We start from the raw sequence: 16,032 nt of genomic DNA on the forward strand, positions 1-16,032 counted from the left end.
CGCAATACCACATTCGCAGTCTCTGAATTTCACCGAATCATCGAATTTAGCCAAGGAACCGACATGAAAGTTTTCTACGACAAGGACGCCGATCTCTCCCTCATCAAGGGCAAGCAGGTCACCATCATCGGCTATGGCTCGCAAGGCCATGCGCACGCGCTGAACCTGAAGGAAAGCGGCGTGAACGTCACGGTCGGTCTGCGCAAGGGCGGCGCATCGTGGAGCAAGGCCGAGAACGCCGGCCTGCAAGTGAAGGAAGTGGCCGAAGCGGTCAAGGGCGCGGACGTCGTCATGATGCTGCTGCCGGACGAGCAGATCGCCGAAGTCTATGCGAAGGAAGTGCACGGCAACGCCAAGCAAGGCGCGGCGCTCGCGTTCGCGCACGGCTTCAACGTGCACTACGGCCAGGTGATTCCGCGCGCCGACCTCGACGTGATCATGATCGCGCCGAAGGCCCCGGGCCACACCGTGCGCGGCACGTACTCGCAAGGCGGCGGCGTGCCGCACCTGATCGCGGTTGCGCAGGACAAGTCGGGCTCGGCACGCGACATCGCGTTGTCGTACGCAGCGGCGAACGGCGGCGGCCGTGCCGGCATCATCGAAACCAACTTCCGCGAAGAAACGGAAACCGACCTGTTCGGCGAACAAGCCGTGCTGTGCGGCGGTACGGTCGACCTGATCAAGGCCGGCTTCGAAACGCTGGTGGAAGCGGGCTACGCGCCGGAAATGGCGTACTTCGAGTGCCTGCACGAACTGAAGCTGATCGTCGACCTGATCTATGAAGGCGGCATCGCCAACATGAACTACTCGATCTCGAACAACGCCGAATATGGCGAGTACGTGACGGGTCCGCGCATCGTGACGGCTGAAACGAAGAAGGCGATGAAGGCCGTGCTGACCGACATCCAGACGGGCGAGTACGCGAAGAGCTTCATCATCGAAAACAAGGCCGGCGCACCGACGCTGCAATCGCGCCGCCGCCTGACGTCCGAGCATCAGATCGAACAGGTCGGTGCGAAGCTGCGCGCAATGATGCCGTGGATCGCGAAGAACAAGCTGGTCGACCAGTCGAAGAACTAAGCGAGTCACTGCCGAATCGCTGTTTTTACCCGCCGGGTTAGGCGGGTAGATCAAAAAGCCGCCCAAGGGTGCTGAACCCTGGGCGGCTTTTGCTATCCTACGGTTTTACAAAAACACAGAAGCCATTCATGAATTACCCTCATCCGATCATCGCGCGAGAAGGCTGGCCGTTCATCGCCATCGCGGCCGTCGTTGCACTTCTGATTCACTTCTTCGCGGGATTCGGCATTTCATGGCTGTTCTGGCTGTTGCTGATTTTCGTCGTCCAGTTCTTCCGCGATCCCGCCCGGCCGATTCCCACGCAGGCGAACGCGGTGCTGTGTCCGGCCGACGGCCGCATCGTCGCAGTCGAAACCGCGCATGATCCGTATGCGAATCGTGAAGCGTTGAAGATCAGCGTGTTCATGAACGTGTTCAACGTGCACTCGCAACGCTCGCCGGTGGATGGCGCGATTTCCAAGGTCGAATATTTCCCGGGCGCGTATCTGAATGCGGCGGTGGATAAGGCATCGACGGAAAACGAACGCAATGCGGTGGTGATCGAGACGGCCGGCGGGCAGACCGTGACCTCGGTGCAGATCGCCGGTTTGATCGCGCGGCGCATTCTTTGCTACGTCAGGGCAGGCGAGCCGCTCACGCGCGGTCAGCGCTACGGTTTCATCCGCTTCGGTTCGCGCGTCGACGTGTATCTGCCGGTGGGCAGCCGACCGCGTGTATCGATCGGCGAAAAGGTTTCCGCGTCGTCCACGATCCTCGCTGAACTCTAAAGCGGCATAAGGAGGTTTTCCGAATGGCCGCATTCAAACCGCGTCGCCCCCGCAATAGCGGGCCGCTTCCGCGCCCGTTCCGCCGTAACAAGCCGATGGTGGCGGAAGCGGCGGTCGACAGCCGGCGCGCGCAGCGTCAGCAGTTCCTCCGCAAGCGCGGCATCTACCTGCTGCCGAACGCGTTTACCACCGCGGCGCTGTTCTGCGGCTTCTTCGCCGTCGTGCAGGCCATGAACGTGCGCTTCGAAGTCGCGGCCATCGCGATCTTCGTCGCTATGGTGCTCGACGGCATGGACGGCCGCGTCGCCCGCATGACGCATACGCAGAGCGCGTTCGGCGAGCAGTTCGACAGTCTGTCGGACATGGTGTCGTTCGGCGTCGCGCCGGCGCTCGTCATGTACGAATGGATTCTCAAGGACCTCGGTCGTTGGGGCTGGCTCGCGGCGTTCGTCTATTGCTCGGGCGCGGCGCTGCGTCTCGCGCGCTTCAACACGAACATCGGCGTGGTCGACAAGCGCTTCTTCCAGGGCATGCCGAGCCCGGCCGCGGCGGCGCTGATCGCCGGTTTCGTGTGGCTCGCCACCGACAACCGCGTGCCGCTCAAGCTGGTCTGGCTGCCGTGGGTCGCGTTCGTGTTGACCATCTACGCCGGCGTGACGATGGTGTCGAACGCGCCGTTCTACAGCGGCAAGGCGCTGGACGTGCGGCATCGCGTGCCATTCGGCGTCATTCTGCTGGTGGTCGTGGCGTTCGTGCTGGTGTCGTCCGACCCGCCGTTGATGCTGTTCGGCCTGTTCGTGCTGTATGGTCTGTCGGGCTATGTGTTCTGGGGATACCAGGCGCTGCGCGGACGGGCAAATCCGGCGCGCTCCGTACAGCGGGAGAGGTAGCAATCCGGCAACACGCGTACCCGGCGCGAGTAGAAACCGTGAATGAAACGGCGGCCTTCGGGCCGCCGTTTTGCGTTTGGAAAAAGGCCGTCGCGCGAGGCTGAGCGGGGCGGCCGGGCGCTAATTGCACCGCTTGGGGAATGCCGCTATAGTCGGTCGTTGAATGCGGTTGCGCGTGGTGTGCCGATGCGCTCCGTTCCTCGATGCGCCTCGCGCGGCCGCCGCGGGTTGTGTCCACAGCGGCGTCCACCGCGCTGCTCGAAGCCCCCAGAATCCGATCCCCACAATCGAACGACTCCTCAGGAGACCCGACATGTCCGACAAACTGATCATATTCGACACCACGTTGCGCGACGGCGAACAATCGCCCGGCGCGTCGATGACGAAAGAAGAGAAAATCCGCATCGCCAAACAACTCGAGCGGATGAAGGTGGACGTGATCGAGGCGGGCTTCGCGGCCAGTTCGAACGGCGACTTCGACGCGATCCAGACCATCGCGGGGCTCATCAAGGACAGCACGATCTGCTCGCTGGCCCGCGCGAACGACAAGGACATTCAACGCGCGGCCGACGCGCTCAAACCCGCCGATCATTTCCGCATCCATACATTCATCGCGACGTCGCCGTTGCATATGGAAAAGAAGCTGCGCATGACGCCCGACCAGGTGTTCGAGCAGGCGAAGCTGGCGGTCCGTTTCGCGCGCAAATTCACCGACGACGTCGAGTTTTCCCCCGAAGACGGCAGCCGCTCGGACATGGACTTCCTGTGCCGCGTGCTCGAAGCGGTGATCGCCGAAGGCGCGACCACCATCAATATCGCGGATACGGTCGGCTACGGCGTGCCGGAGTTGTACGGTCAACTCGTGAAGACGCTGCGCGAGCGTATTCCGAACTCGCACAAGGCGGTGTTCTCCGTGCACTGCCATAACGACCTCGGCATGGCGGTGGCGAATTCGCTGGCTGGCGTGCAGATCGGCGGCGCGCGCCAGGTGGAGTGCACGATCAACGGTCTCGGCGAGCGCGCGGGCAACACGTCGCTCGAGGAAATCGTGATGGCGGTGAAGACCCGCAAGGATTATTTCGGCCTCGAGCTTGGTCTCGATACCACGCAGATCGTGCCCGCATCGAAGCTGGTGTCGCAGATCACCGGTTTCGTCGTGCAGCCGAACAAGGCGGTGGTCGGCGCGAATGCGTTCGCGCACGCGTCGGGCATCCACCAGGACGGCGTGCTGAAGGCGCGCGACACCTACGAAATCATGCGTGCCGAAGACGTGGGCTGGAGCGCGAACAAGATCGTGCTCGGCAAGCTGTCGGGCCGCAATGCATTCAAGCAGCGTCTGCAGGGACTGGGCATTTCGCTGGACAGCGAAGCGGAACTGAACTCCGCATTCGCGCGCTTCAAGGAACTGGCCGATCGGAAGGCGGAGATTTTCGACGAGGACATCATCTCGATCGTCACGGAGGAATCCGCCGAGGCGCAGGAGAAGGAACACTACAAATTCCTGTCGCTGTCGCAGCATTCGGAAACCGGCGAACAGCCGCACGCGAAGATCGTGTTTTCCGTCGAAGGCAAGGAGATTACCGGCGAGGCGCGCGGCAACGGTCCGGTGGATGCGACGCTGAACGCGATCGAAACCGAAGTGGGCAGCGGGTCGGAGCTGCTGCTGTACTCGGTGAACGCGATCACGACCGGCACGCAGTCGCAGGGCGAAGTGACGGTGCGCTTGTCGAGGAGCGGGCGGATCGTCAATGGCGTCGGCACCGATCCGGATATCGTCGCGGCATCCGCGAAGGCTTATATCTCGGCGCTGAACAAGCTGTATTCGAATGTCGACAAGCTGAATCCGCAGCGCTCGGAATGAAGGCGGCGGCGGTGCCACGCGGCGACTAAGCCGTCTGGCGGCGCCGCTCGTGATTGTGATAACTGAACGCCCTGTGCAGTGACATGCTGCACAGGGCTTTCTGCTTTTAAGGCGCTGATACGTTTATTCCGTCGCCGCCCTTCGCATGGACCAGCCACGCGCCGCGCGCGCCTGCGCCTGAACCTGATGCCGCACATCGACCGCAATCCCCCGGGCCGGTGCCTCGGCGACAAACGTATCGAGCAACTCGCGCACGTCGTGATCGACGAAATCGGCGCGCGTCGCGTCGACGATCAGCGTTGCGCCGTCCGGAATCTGCTGCAGGTAATGCTTGAGCGGCACCTTGCCGAGAAAGGAAACGTCCTTGCGAAACGACAGCAGATAGTGATCGCCATGCTGCGCGAGCACGATCGGACCGCGCAGATTCGCATACAGCGCGAGTAGCACGCTGCTCAGAATGCCGAGCACGATGCCGATCAGCAGATCGGTCGCCAGCACGCCGACAAGCGTGATGATGAACGGGGCGAACGGCGCGAACCCTCGCTTTGCGATGGCGACGAACAACGAAGGCTTCGCGAGCTTCACGCCGGTGAAGATCAGGATCGCCGCGAGACACGCGAGCGGAATCAGGTTGATGACGCTGGTGAGCGCGAATACGCTGATCAGCAGCAACACGCCGTGGAAGATTGCCGACAGCCGGCTCTGTGCGCCCGCATGGACGTTGGCGGAGCTACGCACGATGACCGACGTGATCGGCAGGCCGCCGATCGCGCCGGCGATCAGATTGCCCACGCCTTGCGCCTTGAGTTCGCGATCCGGCGGCGCGGCGCGGCGCGCGGGGTCGATCTGTTCGACGGCTTCGAGGCTCAGCAAGGTTTCGAGACTGGCGACGATGGCCAGCGTGATGGCCACGCGCCAGATGTCGGGATTCACGAGTTGCGAAAAGTGCGGGCCGAAGTCGGCCCATTGAAACGCGAGCTGCAAAGCGGCGAACGATTCGAGCGAAGGCAGCGCGACCCGATGTTCGGCCGGCGGCGCCAACGCGGGAGCCAGCGCGCCGAGCAGCAGAGTAGCGCCGATGCCGAGCAGCACGACGGCAAGCGGTGCCGGCAGCAGGCGCACGAGTTTGAAGCGGCGCATCGCGCGGGTTTCCCAGCCGGCGAGGATCGCGAGCGACAGCAGCGTGATCGCACAGGCGGCGATCGAGATCGAGCCGAACGGCGTGGCGATGGCGCCGTTGGCGTGAACGCTTGCCGATGCGCCGGTTACGGCAGTTGCGGTCGTCGCCGCAGCCGCGCCGCCGCTCAACCCCAACGCCAGCGGAAACTGCTTGACGATCAGCAGCACGCCGATCGCGGCGAGCATCCCCTTGATCACCGGCGACGGCACGTACGCCGCGAACCGTCCGGCCTTGAGCATGCCGAAGCCGAACTGGATCGCCCCCGACAGCAGTACGGCCAGCAGGAACGCGGAGAAACTGCCGAGCTGCGCGATCCCATCGACGACGATCACGACGAGCCCCGCGGCCGGCCCGCTGACGCTGAGCCGCGAACCGCTCAACACGGCCACGACCAGTCCGCCGACGATCCCGGAAACGAGCCCGGCAAATGGCTCGACGCCCGACGCATTGGCGATGCCGAGGCAAAGCGGCAGCGCCACCAGAAAGACGACCGTGCCGGCAAGCAGGTCGCGCTGAAATGAAGAGAGGAAAGCTCGAAGATTCATGGTGTCCGTGCCGTCAGAGGAGGGTTGGCATGAGGCTCAGGCAGGTGGCCTGGCGAGCGCCGGTTGAGGAGGGCCAGATGGCTATCCCAATTCCCGATGGGTTGCGTGCGGAGTGCTTGCGCGCGTACGCAAATACGAGGTGCATTGGCATCGAAATCGTCAAATTAAGATAACTAAATAATTTGACTCAATGCCGTGAAACGATCAAAGCGGATTTCTGTCAGGCCACGCTATGCACCGCGGTTGTGCAGGTCATGGCGTCATCGGTTTCATAACCGGATGCGAGCACCTTGATGCGCCCGTCGCCGAGCGCGAAGACCCAGCCGTGCACGAGCGGCGTTGTTTCGGCCTCGCGTACGATCGAATGTGCGCGTAAGCGCCGCACCTGATCGAGCACATTCAGTTCGGCGAGACGGTCGACGCGCGCATGCTCGTCGGCACAGCCGGCCAGTTCGTCGCGATGCGCGCCGGCCAGCGCGCACAACGGCGCGATCCGTCGATTCACGTGCGGCAGGCTCGACTCCGGGGGCAGCAGCGCAGCGCGCACGCCGCCGCATCCGTAATGCCCGCAGACGATCACGTGGCCGACCTTCAGCACCTTCACCGCGTATTCGAGGACGCTCGCCGAGTTGTCGTCGTCCGGCACGAACAGATTGGCGATGTTGCGATGGACGAACAGGTCGCCGGGTTCGCAATGCGTGATGGTTTCGGCGGGCACGCGGCTATCCGAGCAGCCGATCCACAAAACATAAGGATTCTGGCCACGCGCCAGATTTCGAAAGAATTCGGGGTTGCGCACGGCGGTTTCGTGCGCCCATGCGACGTTGGCGACCAGCAGGCGTTTGGGACGGTTCATCGATAGCGGCTCCTTGAAGTGGCGGGCATGGATTTAGCCGGATCTCACGGGTGCAGCGCGACGATCCCGGGCAGTAGGATGGATCGTCAGAGGGTGAATGAATCTTACTAATACCTTTCTACTATAAAATAAGTCCGCCGTGTAGCGACAAAAAATTCTCCATAATGCGAAATAAATAAAAAAAGCCGCCATGAAAAGGCGGCTTGCTAGATGCGGATTGATTCGAGCGGGCTGCTAGAACAGACTGCGGCGGTCCGGATCGTGCAGCGGATCGGGCGTCTTTTGCGTGAGGCGCACAACGCCCTGATCGTCGAAGTAGAAGCTGTACATCATGTACCAGAAGTTGTCCTCCAGATACCGGTAGGTCCAGACTTCGCGCTTCATCAACGGAAAATACGAGGTTTCCACCGGGCGGCCGAAATTGACCAGCACGTCGCTCTTGGTCCATTTGCCGATTTCGGCGCGGTAGAACTCGTTCGGCTGCAGCACCTGGCGGACGTTGACGATCTTGCCGGACGCGTCGATGTCGGCGGCGGTGGTGGTTTCGCCCATCGGCTGGGTCGGCCACATCAGGCGTTTGCCGCCGTTCGGCAGGTCGTAGGTTTCGCGCGGCGGGCCGAGGCGCGTGACGATGGTCGATTCGTCCGCGCCTTGCTGGAATTGCTGCCAGGGCTGCGCGCAGCCGGCGAGCATCAGCGCGCCGAGGCAGACGAGCGCGGCGCGGCGCAAACGCGACCTTGCCGGCGACCCGGCAACGGGCGCCCCGGCGGCCGGCGCTCCGGCGGCCGGCGCACCGGTCGAAGCCACCGTATGGGCGTGGCGGTTGAGCATAAATTCCTCCGATGGCATTCGAGTAGCGGTTTTTATCATCGAGACGGGGTATTTTGACATGCGCCACGGCAAAACAGCGACGCTTCGCGCGCGGCGACCAGGGCAATCCGTTCAGTACGGTAACGCTTGCGGCGGCTTGCTTATTCCGTCTTGAACGACCTATGATCCGCGCTTTCCACGAATCGAGCGGGGCAATCCAGATGGCGAAGTGGCAAAGGGCGGCGGGCACAGCGCTGGCGGTGATGTCGATGACGGTGGCCGGCTACGCGGTCGCGCAGAGCGCCAGACAGAATGCCGCGGGCGGCGCAGCGCAGGCTGTGACGACGCTGGCCGCCACGGATAGCGCCGCGCGGACCGCCGGGAATGGTGCCGGCGCGAAGGCCGGCGTCACGCCAACCGCCGCGCCGGGCGCGAAAACCAGCGCAAACCCCAGCGCTAAACCAACTGGCACGCCGATCCAGCTCGCGCTGATCGAAGGCATGTCCGGCCCGTTCGCGAACGCGGGCGCGGCCGTCGAACGCAATCTGCGCTTCGGCGTCGAGCAGGTGAACGCGCAAGGTGGCGTCAAGCTCGCCGACGGCGCGCATCCGCTGGAACTGGTCGTCCTCGACAGCAAAGGCAGCCCCGAGGAAGCGCTCACGCAACTGCGCGCGGTCGCCGACCGCCATATCGGCTACATCATGCAAGGCAACAGTTCAGCGGTGGCCGCCGCGCTGATCGGCGCGATCGACAAACAGAACAGCCGCGAGCCCGCCAATCGCGAACTGTTCCTCAACTATTCCGCCGACGACCCCGCGCTGACCAACGCCAACTGCAGTTTCTGGCACTTCCGTTTCGACGCGCACGCGGGCATGCGCATGGATGCGCTGGCCGATGTGATCCAGCGCGACAAGGCGGTGAAGAAGGTTTATCTGCTGAACCAGGACTACAGCTTCGGGCACGACGTCAGCAGTCTTGCGCGGTCGACGCTGGCGGCGAAACGGCCGGACATCGCGGTGGTCGGCGACGAGTTTCACCCAATCGGCCGCGTGAAGGACTTCGCGCCGTACATCGCGAAGATCCGCGCGAGCGGCGCGGACGCGGTGATCACCGGCAACTGGGGCAACGACCTGACGCTGCTCGTCAAGGCGGCCCGCGAGCAGGGGCTGGACACGAAGTTCTACACCTTCTACGGCAACAGCCTCGGCGCGCCGGCCGCCCTGGGCGACGCGGGCGTCAAGCACGTGATCGCGGTGGCGGACTGGCATCCGAACGCGGGCGGCGCGGCCTCGGACGCCTGGTACGCAGCGTTCCGCGCCCGTTTCCCGGCCGCTCAGGACGACTACCCGGTGCTGCGCATGCCGCTGATGATCGAAACGCTCGCCGCGGCGATGAACCGCGCGAGCAGCGCGGACCCGCTGGCCGTCGCCCGCGCGCTCGAGGGGATCAGGTTCGACAACGGCTTCCACGCATCCTGGATGCGCGCCGACGACCATCAACTGATCCAGCCTCTTTACGTGATGGAGATGGACAAGGCGGGCACGCCGGGCGTGCATTTCGACAACGAGGGTTCCGGCTACGGTTTCCGCACGGTGCTGGCTCTGGCGCCGGAGCGGACCGTGCCGCCGACGACCTGCAAAATGAAACGCCCCTGACGAGGGTTTGAGACGTCGGGACCGGAAGCAATGCCAGCGCCGCAACACAACCCGCCGCGGCAGAACCAAGTCCCCCGATCCGCCCCGGCGCAGCAGGGTTCGCGGCCGAAACAGGCTGTGCTACAATACGCGTCCCGTTGTAAGGCCGGGCAGTAAACGCCTCGTCTGACACGGGAATATGAGTCAGTAGTGAATCATCACAAGTAACCCACGGCACGGCCTTTCTTCCGTGACCGCCTGTCCAGTTCTTAAGGAAATCGACATGTCCGCAGTTGAAACAAGCAAGAAGTCCGACGTCGTCGCGCAATTCGCACGCGCAGCCAACGACACCGGCTCCCCCGAAGTTCAGGTCGCGCTGCTCACGACCCGCATCAATGAACTGACCGTTCACTTCAAGGCCCACGCGAAGGACCACCACAGCCGCCGCGGTCTGCTGCGCATGGTGAGCCGCCGTCGTAAGCTGCTCGACTACCTGAAGGCCAAGGACGCGGACCGTTACCGTTCGCTGATCGAGAAGCTGGGTCTGCGTAAGTAATCGGGCGCGCGGTAAGGCGCTCTCAGCAAGATGCCTGTGTCAGTTCCACTGATGCAGGCATTTTGTTTTTGCGCGGTGCGCTTCATGTGAAGTGCGTCGCCCGCGCCTCGCGGCAGCGTGTGTCGATTCACGCAGCGGGCGCGGATATCAAGTGGAAGCAGCGGTAGCCGCAGTAAAAGCAGTCAAAAGAAAGCAGTAGAGCAAGCAGCAAAAACGGAAATACGGCCGGGCTTCAGGGCAGAGCTTTGTGTCATTCCAGCGGTTCGCGCGTGTCCTTCGCATCAGGCGCGGTTCTCTGGAATGGCATAACACTACTCTCCCCATGCGGCGCCGGCCTTGGCGTAGCCGCGCCGCTTCTGGTCCGCGCGGCATTACGAAGAGGAAAAGCAATGACTATGTTCAATAAGATCGTCAAAGAGTTTAAGTGGGGACAACATAACGTTCGCCTCGAAACGGGCGAAATCGCTCGTCAGGCGAGCGGTGCGGTGATCGTCGACGTCGAAGACACCGTCGTGCTGGCAACCGTGGTCGGCGCCAAGACCGCGAAGCCGGGCCAGGACTTCTTCCCGCTGACCGTCGACTACCTCGAAAAGACCTACGCCGCCGGCAAGATCCCCGGTGGTTTCTTCCGCCGCGAAGGCCGTCCGTCGGAAGGCGAGACGCTGATCTCGCGCCTGATCGACCGTCCGCTGCGTCCGCTGTTCCCGGAAGGCTTCTACAACGAAGTCCAGGTCGTGATCCATGTCCTGTCGCTGAACCCCGAAATCCCCGCCGACATTCCCGCGCTGATCGGCGCGTCGGCGGCGCTCGCCATCTCCGGGCTGCCGTTCAACGGCCCGGTCGGCGCGGCTCGCGTGGCTTACATCAACAACGAATACGTGTTGAACCCGACGCGTCCGCAAATGAAGGAATCGGCGCTCGACCTGATCGTCGCCGGTACGGAGCGCGCGGTGCTGATGGTGGAATCGGAAGCGCAGCAACTGAGCGAAGAAGTGATGCTCGGCGGCGTGGTGTTCGGTCACGAGCAGATGCAGATCGCGATCGACGCGATCCATGAGCTGGTCCGCGAAGGCGGCAAGCCGGAATGGGACTGGCAGCCGGCAGCGAAGAACGAGCCGCTGATCGCGCGCGTGACGGAACTGGCGCAAGCCGATCTGCTCGCTGCTTATCAGATTCGCGACAAGCAGGCACGTTCGGCCAAGCTGAAGGAAGTCTACGCGGCGACGTCGGCGAAGCTCGAGGAAGACGCAGCCGCAGGCGGCGCTCCGGCCGCCGACAAGGCGACCGTCGGCAACGTGCTGTTCGACATCGAAGCGAAGATCGTCCGTACGCAGATCCTGAACGGCGAGCCGCGTATCGACGGCCGCGACACGCGCACCGTGCGTCCGATCGAAATCCGTACCGGCGTGCTGCCGCGTACGCACGGTTCGGCGCTGTTCACGCGCGGCGAAACGCAGGCGCTGGTGGTGGCCACGCTGGGCACCAAGGGCGACGAGCAAAGCATCGACGCGCTCGAAGGCGAGTACCGCGAACGCTTCATGCTCCACTACAACATGCCGCCGTTCGCCACCGGCGAAACGGGCCGCGTCGGCTCGCCGAAGCGCCGTGAAATCGGTCACGGCCGTCTGGCCAAGCGCGCACTGGCCGCGTGCCTGCCGAGCGCCGACGAATTCGGCTACTCGATCCGCGTGGTGTCGGAAATCACCGAATCGAACGGTTCGTCGTCGATGGCGTCGGTGTGCGGCGGCTGCCTCGCGCTGATGGACGCCGGCGTGCCGATGAAGGCGCACGTCGCCGGCATCGCGATGGGCCTGATTCTCGAAGGCAACAAGTTTGCCGTGCTGACCGACATCCTCGGCGACGAAGATCACCTCGGCGACATGGACTTCAAGGTGGCCGGTACGGAGCAGGGCGTGACCGCGCTGCAGATGGACATCAAGATTCAGGGCATCACGAAGGAAATCATGCAGGTCGCCCTCGCGCAAGCGAAGGAAGGCCGTATGCACATCCTCGGCAAGATGACCGCGGCGGTGTCGGGTGCGAACACGGTGCTGTCGGACTACGCGCCGCGCATGATCACCATCAAGATCAATCCGGAAAAGATCCGCGACGTGATCGGCAAGGGTGGTTCGGTGATCCGCGCGCTGACCGAGGAAACCGGCACGACGATCGATATTTCGGACGACGGCGTCGTTACCATCGCGAGCACGAGCAGCGAAGGGATGGCCGAAGCGAAGAAGCGCATCGAGAACATCACGCTGGAAGTCGAAGTGGGTCAGGTGTACGAAGGCACCGTGCTCAAGCTGCTCGATTTCGGCGCGATCGTGAACATCCTGCCGGGCAAGGACGGTCTGCTGCACATCTCCGAAATCGCCAACGAGCGTATCAAGGACATCAACGACTACCTGAAGGACGGCCAGCAAGTGAAGGTCAAGGTCATCCAGACGGACGAAAAGGGCCGCGTGCGTTTGTCGGCCAAGGCGTTGCTGAACGACGCGCCGCAAGGCGAGCCGACGCCGCAGTAATGCGGTAGCGGAGCAACGGCCGGCAGCGCGAATGCGCGCCGGCCGTTTTTCATGATGGGTGCAGGATGGATTGCGTTGCGAACCGGGCAGCGCGCATGCGGGTCGCGATTAGCGGGTACTCTGTGTGCAACCCAATCCAATCTTGGAGTCGATGCAGATGAAAGCGATCGAAATCACCGAATTCGGTGCGCCGGACGTCCTCAAACTCGCCGAGCGGCCCACGCCGCAACTGAAGGCGGGCGAGGTGCTGATCAAGGTGGCGGCCGCCGGTATCAATCGTCCGGATGTGTTTCAACGCAAGGGCGGCTATGCGCCGCCGCCGGGCGCGTCGGATATTCCGGGCCTGGAGGTGGCGGGCGAGATCGTCGGCGGCACGATCGACGAAAAGAACAATCCGTTCGGTCTGAAGATCGGCGATCGCGTGTGTGCGTTGCTGGCCGGCGGCGGTTACGCGGAATACGCGGCCGCGCCGTTGCCGCAGTGTCTGCCGGTGCCGAACGGCTTGACGGATATCGAGGCGGCGTCGTTGCCGGAGACGTTTTTCACGGTCTGGAGCAATGTGTTCGACCGGGCGCAACTCGGCAACGGCGAAGGCGCGCCGAACGAGACGCTGCTGGTGCAGGGCGGCTCGAGCGGCATCGGCGTGACGGCGATCCAGATTGCGCATGCGCTGGGTTTCCGGGTGTTCGCCACGGCCGGTTCGGACGAAAAATGCCGCGCGTGCGAAGCGCTCGGCGCCGAACGGGCGATCAACTATAAAACCGAAGACTTCGTCGAAGTCATCAAGTCGCTGACCAATGACCGCGGTGTCGACGTGGTGCTCGACATGGTGGCGGGCAGTTACGTGCCGCGCGAGTTGACGGCGCTCGCCGACGGCGGCCGGATCGTGGTGATCGCGCTGCTGGGCGGCGCGAAAGCGGAGCTGAATCTGAACGAGGTGCTGCGTCGCCGTCTGACGGTGACGGGGTCGACGCTGCGTCCGCGGCCCGTCGAATTCAAGGCGAAGATCGCCGCGCAACTGAAGGAGCGCGTGTGGCCGCATCTGGAAGACGGGCGCATCAAGCCGGTCGTGCATCGCGTGTTTCCTGCCGCGCGGGCGGCCGAGGCGCACGAGTTGATGGAAAGCAGCACGCACGTCGGCAAGATCGTGCTGAGCTGGGGACAGGACGCCTGACCTTTGGCGTTCGACCCAGCCGGCTCGATCCGGCCGGGTTGACGCGGGTCGTTTGACCCGATCCACCCCACGCAGTAAAATTGCGCGTTTTGCGCACGCCGCATGAATCCGAAAAGGCGGACTGTCAGCGCAAACGAAGTCCGCCGCCAAGACAAGACGAGACGATGTCGAAACAACGAGCCAAGCTGGTAGTCGGTAACTGGAAGATGCACGGGCGCCTCGCTGAAAATGCGCCGCTCCTGCAGGCTGTGGCACAAGGTGCGGGCGCATTGCCGGCCGAAGTGCGCGTCGGTGTCTGTGTACCGAGCCCGTATCTTGCGCAGGCTCAATCGCTGTTGCAAGGTAGCCCCGTCGTGTGGGGTGTGCAGGACGTGTCAGCGTTCACGCACGGCGCCTATACGGGCGAAGTGGCCGCGCCGATGGTGTCGGATTTCGGCGCAACGCTCGCGATCGTCGGGCACTCGGAGCGTCGTGCCTATCATCGTGAAAGCGCGGAGCTGGTGGCGGTGAAAACGCAGCGCGTGCTGGAAGCGGGGTTGACGCCGGTCGTCTGCGTCGGCGAAACGCTCGAAGAGCGCGAAGCGGGTCTGACCGAGCAGGTTGTCGGCGTGCAGCTGGACGAAGTGCTGGCGAAGCTGTCGGTGCAGGATGCGGCGCGTATTGTCGTCGCATACGAGCCGGTCTGGGCAATCGGCACCGGCAAGAGCGCGACGGCGGAGCAGGCGCAGGCGGTTCACGCGTTCCTGCGTTCGCGCCTGGCGGCTAAGGGTGCGGCGGTGGCGGATGTACCCGTGTTGTACGGCGGCAGCGTAAAGCCGGAAAACGCGGAAGAATTGTTCCGGCAAGCGGATATCGACGGCGGCCTGATTGGCGGCGCGTCGTTGAAGGACCAGGATTTTCTGGCGATCTGCAAGGCGGCAGCGGCTGTGTTGGGCGTTGCCGGTTAAGCAGGGCGCCTCGGCGAAGATGCCTCATTCCCGCGCCATGCGTTTTGTGTGGTGCGGTTAATAAAGACTCAGGTGAGTGTGATGCTGTATTTGAAAACATTGATTATCGTCGTTCAGTTGTTGTCGGCGCTCGGCGTGATCGGCCTCGTGTTGTTGCAGCACGGCAAAGGCGCCGATATGGGCGCGGCTTTCGGTAGCGGCGCATCGGGTAGTCTGTTCGGTGCGACCGGTTCGGCAAACTTCCTGTCGCGAACCACGGCCGTGCTCGCGGCGGTGTTTTTTGTCACCACGCTGACGCTCACGTATCTCGGTGCGTATCGCTCGAAGCCCTCTGCTGGCGTGCTCGGCGCCGCGGTGACCGCTCCGGTCGCGGCGTCCGCCGCTTCGGCGCCGGCTGGTGGTTCGGCTGCGTTGCCGGCATCGGCTGCGTCTACGCCGGCCACGGACGTGCCGAAATAAATTTTCGTGAAAAGTGGGTTTGTGCGTTGAACAAACTGCTTAACCAAGTTATACTTTGAGTCTTGAAGCGATTCGCGGGTTTCACAAGTTGTTTTCCCGGATTGCATGCAGTGCCGACGTGGTGAAATTGGTAGACACGCTATCTTGAGGGGGTAGTGGCGAAAGCTGTGCGAGTTCGAGTCTCGCCGTCGGCACCAAAATGTTATCTAAATGCCAGCCGCTTGCTTCAGCTTCGGCTGGCATTTTTCACTTCTAGGGCATGGCTTGCGTTGGGCTTGCGGCTTGTGCGTTTGGGAAGTGATTTCGCGGCAGGAGTGCTATGCTCCTGTCGGCACTCAGAACCAACCGATTGAGGACAGTCTTGAACCTCGCAGCCTATTTCCCCGTCTTGTTGTTCCTCGTTGTGGGCACCGGTTTAGGCGTAGCACTGGTCAGCATTGGCAAGATCCTCGGTCCCAACAAGCCCGACACCGAGAAAAACGCACCGTACGAGTGCGGCTTCGAAGCATTCGAAGATGCGCGCATGAAGTTCGACGTGCGCTATTACCTCGTCGCCATTCTCTTCATTATTTTCGACCTTGAAACCGCATTCCTGTTTCCGTGGGGCGTAGCTCTGCGCGACATCGGCTGGCCGGGCTTCATGGCAATGATGATTTTCCTGCTCGAATTCCTGCTGGGCTTCGCCTACATCTGGAAGAAGGGCGGCCTCGACTGGGAATGATGGATTAACCGCCGGTTTGCGTGGGTG

At 63.1% G+C, this 16,032-nt stretch carries 14 protein-coding genes and 1 tRNA gene; 12 read left to right on the plus strand and 3 right to left on the minus strand.

Annotation, left to right across the window (positions count from 1 at the left end; genetic code table 11):
* Window positions 1–63 precede the first annotated feature (63 nt).
* The 4 genes from ilvC to LFL96_RS05685 all read left to right on the plus strand — a co-directional run bounded on the left by ilvC (window position 64) and on the right by LFL96_RS05685 (window position 4,598).
* A complete protein-coding gene (ilvC, locus tag LFL96_RS05670; protein ID WP_280998957.1) occupies window positions 64–1,080 on the plus strand; it encodes a ketol-acid reductoisomerase in 1,017 nt (338 codons plus the stop codon).
* A gap of 128 nt (window positions 1,081–1,208) precedes the next feature.
* Entirely contained in the window at window positions 1,209–1,847 is a 639-nt protein-coding gene (locus LFL96_RS05675; protein WP_280998959.1) for a phosphatidylserine decarboxylase, read from the plus strand.
* A 23-nt stretch (window positions 1,848–1,870) separates the two neighbouring features.
* Window positions 1,871–2,737 (plus strand): CDP-diacylglycerol--serine O-phosphatidyltransferase, encoded by an 867-nt coding sequence (gene pssA / locus LFL96_RS05680; RefSeq protein WP_280998961.1) that lies wholly within the window; start codon window positions 1,871–1,873, stop codon window positions 2,735–2,737.
* A gap of 313 nt (window positions 2,738–3,050) precedes the next feature.
* Complete coding sequence (locus tag LFL96_RS05685) at window positions 3,051–4,598, plus strand: 2-isopropylmalate synthase (RefSeq protein ID WP_280998962.1); 1,548 nt, start codon at window positions 3,051–3,053, stop codon at window positions 4,596–4,598.
* A gap of 123 nt (window positions 4,599–4,721) precedes the next feature.
* Here the strand turns inward: LFL96_RS05685 and LFL96_RS05690 are convergent, their stop codons facing one another.
* From LFL96_RS05690 to LFL96_RS05700, 3 genes are all read right to left on the minus strand, one after another.
* Window positions 4,722–6,323 carry a SulP family inorganic anion transporter gene (locus LFL96_RS05690; protein WP_280998964.1) on the minus strand — a complete coding sequence of 534 codons (1,602 nt, stop codon included), beginning with the start codon at window positions 6,321–6,323 and terminating at the stop codon, window positions 4,722–4,724.
* 220 nt (window positions 6,324–6,543) lie between these two features.
* Window positions 6,544–7,179, minus strand: a complete 636-nt coding sequence (locus LFL96_RS05695) for a carbonic anhydrase (RefSeq protein ID WP_280998966.1) — start codon at window positions 7,177–7,179, stop codon at window positions 6,544–6,546.
* Window positions 7,180–7,413: 234 nt separating this feature from the next.
* Entirely contained in the window at window positions 7,414–8,010 is a 597-nt protein-coding gene (locus LFL96_RS05700; RefSeq protein WP_280998968.1) for a hypothetical protein, read from the minus strand.
* Window positions 8,011–8,171: 161 nt separating this feature from the next.
* On the opposite strand from LFL96_RS05700, the gene LFL96_RS05705 reads away from it, so the two are divergent.
* The 8 genes from LFL96_RS05705 (at window position 8,172) to LFL96_RS05740 (ending at window position 16,005) form a co-directional block, all read left to right on the plus strand.
* Window positions 8,172–9,644, plus strand: a complete 1,473-nt coding sequence (locus tag LFL96_RS05705; RefSeq protein ID WP_280998970.1) for a branched-chain amino acid ABC transporter substrate-binding protein — start codon at window positions 8,172–8,174, stop codon at window positions 9,642–9,644.
* A 262-nt stretch (window positions 9,645–9,906) separates the two neighbouring features.
* Window positions 9,907–10,179, plus strand: coding sequence for a 30S ribosomal protein S15 (gene rpsO, locus LFL96_RS05710; RefSeq protein WP_280998972.1), 273 nt, complete (start codon window positions 9,907–9,909; stop codon window positions 10,177–10,179).
* 389 nt (window positions 10,180–10,568) lie between these two features.
* The gene (gene pnp / locus LFL96_RS05715) at window positions 10,569–12,704 is read left to right on the plus strand and encodes a polyribonucleotide nucleotidyltransferase (RefSeq protein WP_280998977.1); all 2,136 of its coding nucleotides are present in this window, start codon (window positions 10,569–10,571) and stop codon (window positions 12,702–12,704) included.
* A gap of 157 nt (window positions 12,705–12,861) precedes the next feature.
* The gene (locus tag LFL96_RS05720; RefSeq protein ID WP_280998980.1) at window positions 12,862–13,878 is read left to right on the plus strand and encodes an NAD(P)H-quinone oxidoreductase; all 1,017 of its coding nucleotides are present in this window, start codon (window positions 12,862–12,864) and stop codon (window positions 13,876–13,878) included.
* A 164-nt stretch (window positions 13,879–14,042) separates the two neighbouring features.
* The gene (tpiA, locus tag LFL96_RS05725) at window positions 14,043–14,825 is read left to right on the plus strand and encodes a triose-phosphate isomerase (protein WP_280998982.1); all 783 of its coding nucleotides are present in this window, start codon (window positions 14,043–14,045) and stop codon (window positions 14,823–14,825) included.
* Window positions 14,826–14,906: 81 nt separating this feature from the next.
* Window positions 14,907–15,284 (plus strand): preprotein translocase subunit SecG, encoded by a 378-nt coding sequence (secG, locus tag LFL96_RS05730; protein WP_280998984.1) that lies wholly within the window; start codon window positions 14,907–14,909, stop codon window positions 15,282–15,284.
* Between the two features lie 112 nt (window positions 15,285–15,396).
* A tRNA-Leu gene (locus tag LFL96_RS05735) sits at window positions 15,397–15,481 on the plus strand.
* Window positions 15,482–15,645: 164 nt separating this feature from the next.
* On the plus strand, window positions 15,646–16,005 hold the full coding sequence (locus LFL96_RS05740; RefSeq protein ID WP_013339872.1) for an NADH-quinone oxidoreductase subunit A: 360 nt from the start codon (window positions 15,646–15,648) through the stop codon (window positions 16,003–16,005).
* The last annotated feature ends 27 nt before the right edge of the window (window positions 16,006–16,032 follow it).

Origin of the sequence: Paraburkholderia sp. D15 (assembly GCF_029910215.1) — a bacterium.
Taxonomy (GTDB): domain Bacteria; phylum Pseudomonadota; class Gammaproteobacteria; order Burkholderiales; family Burkholderiaceae; genus Paraburkholderia.

Excerpts from the sequence above, each read along its gene's own strand:
- ilvC (WP_280998957.1), top strand. The coding sequence starts at position 64 with ATGAAAGTTTTCTACGACAAGGACGCCGATCTCTCCCTCATCAAGGGC.
- LFL96_RS05675 (WP_280998959.1), top strand. The coding sequence starts at position 1,209 with ATGAATTACCCTCATCCGATCATCGCGCGAGAAGGCTGGCCGTTCATC.
- pssA (WP_280998961.1), top strand. The coding sequence starts at position 1,871 with ATGGCCGCATTCAAACCGCGTCGCCCCCGCAATAGCGGGCCGCTTCCG.
- LFL96_RS05685 (WP_280998962.1), top strand. The coding sequence starts at position 3,051 with ATGTCCGACAAACTGATCATATTCGACACCACGTTGCGCGACGGCGAA.
- LFL96_RS05690 (WP_280998964.1), bottom strand. The coding sequence starts at position 6,323 with ATGAATCTTCGAGCTTTCCTCTCTTCATTTCAGCGCGACCTGCTTGCC.
- LFL96_RS05695 (WP_280998966.1), bottom strand. The coding sequence starts at position 7,179 with ATGAACCGTCCCAAACGCCTGCTGGTCGCCAACGTCGCATGGGCGCAC.
- LFL96_RS05700 (WP_280998968.1), bottom strand. The coding sequence starts at position 8,010 with ATGCTCAACCGCCACGCCCATACGGTGGCTTCGACCGGTGCGCCGGCC.
- LFL96_RS05705 (WP_280998970.1), top strand. The coding sequence starts at position 8,172 with ATGATCCGCGCTTTCCACGAATCGAGCGGGGCAATCCAGATGGCGAAG.
- rpsO (WP_280998972.1), top strand. The coding sequence starts at position 9,907 with ATGTCCGCAGTTGAAACAAGCAAGAAGTCCGACGTCGTCGCGCAATTC.
- pnp (WP_280998977.1), top strand. The coding sequence starts at position 10,569 with ATGACTATGTTCAATAAGATCGTCAAAGAGTTTAAGTGGGGACAACAT.
- LFL96_RS05720 (WP_280998980.1), top strand. The coding sequence starts at position 12,862 with ATGAAAGCGATCGAAATCACCGAATTCGGTGCGCCGGACGTCCTCAAA.
- tpiA (WP_280998982.1), top strand. The coding sequence starts at position 14,043 with ATGTCGAAACAACGAGCCAAGCTGGTAGTCGGTAACTGGAAGATGCAC.
- secG (WP_280998984.1), top strand. The coding sequence starts at position 14,907 with ATGCTGTATTTGAAAACATTGATTATCGTCGTTCAGTTGTTGTCGGCG.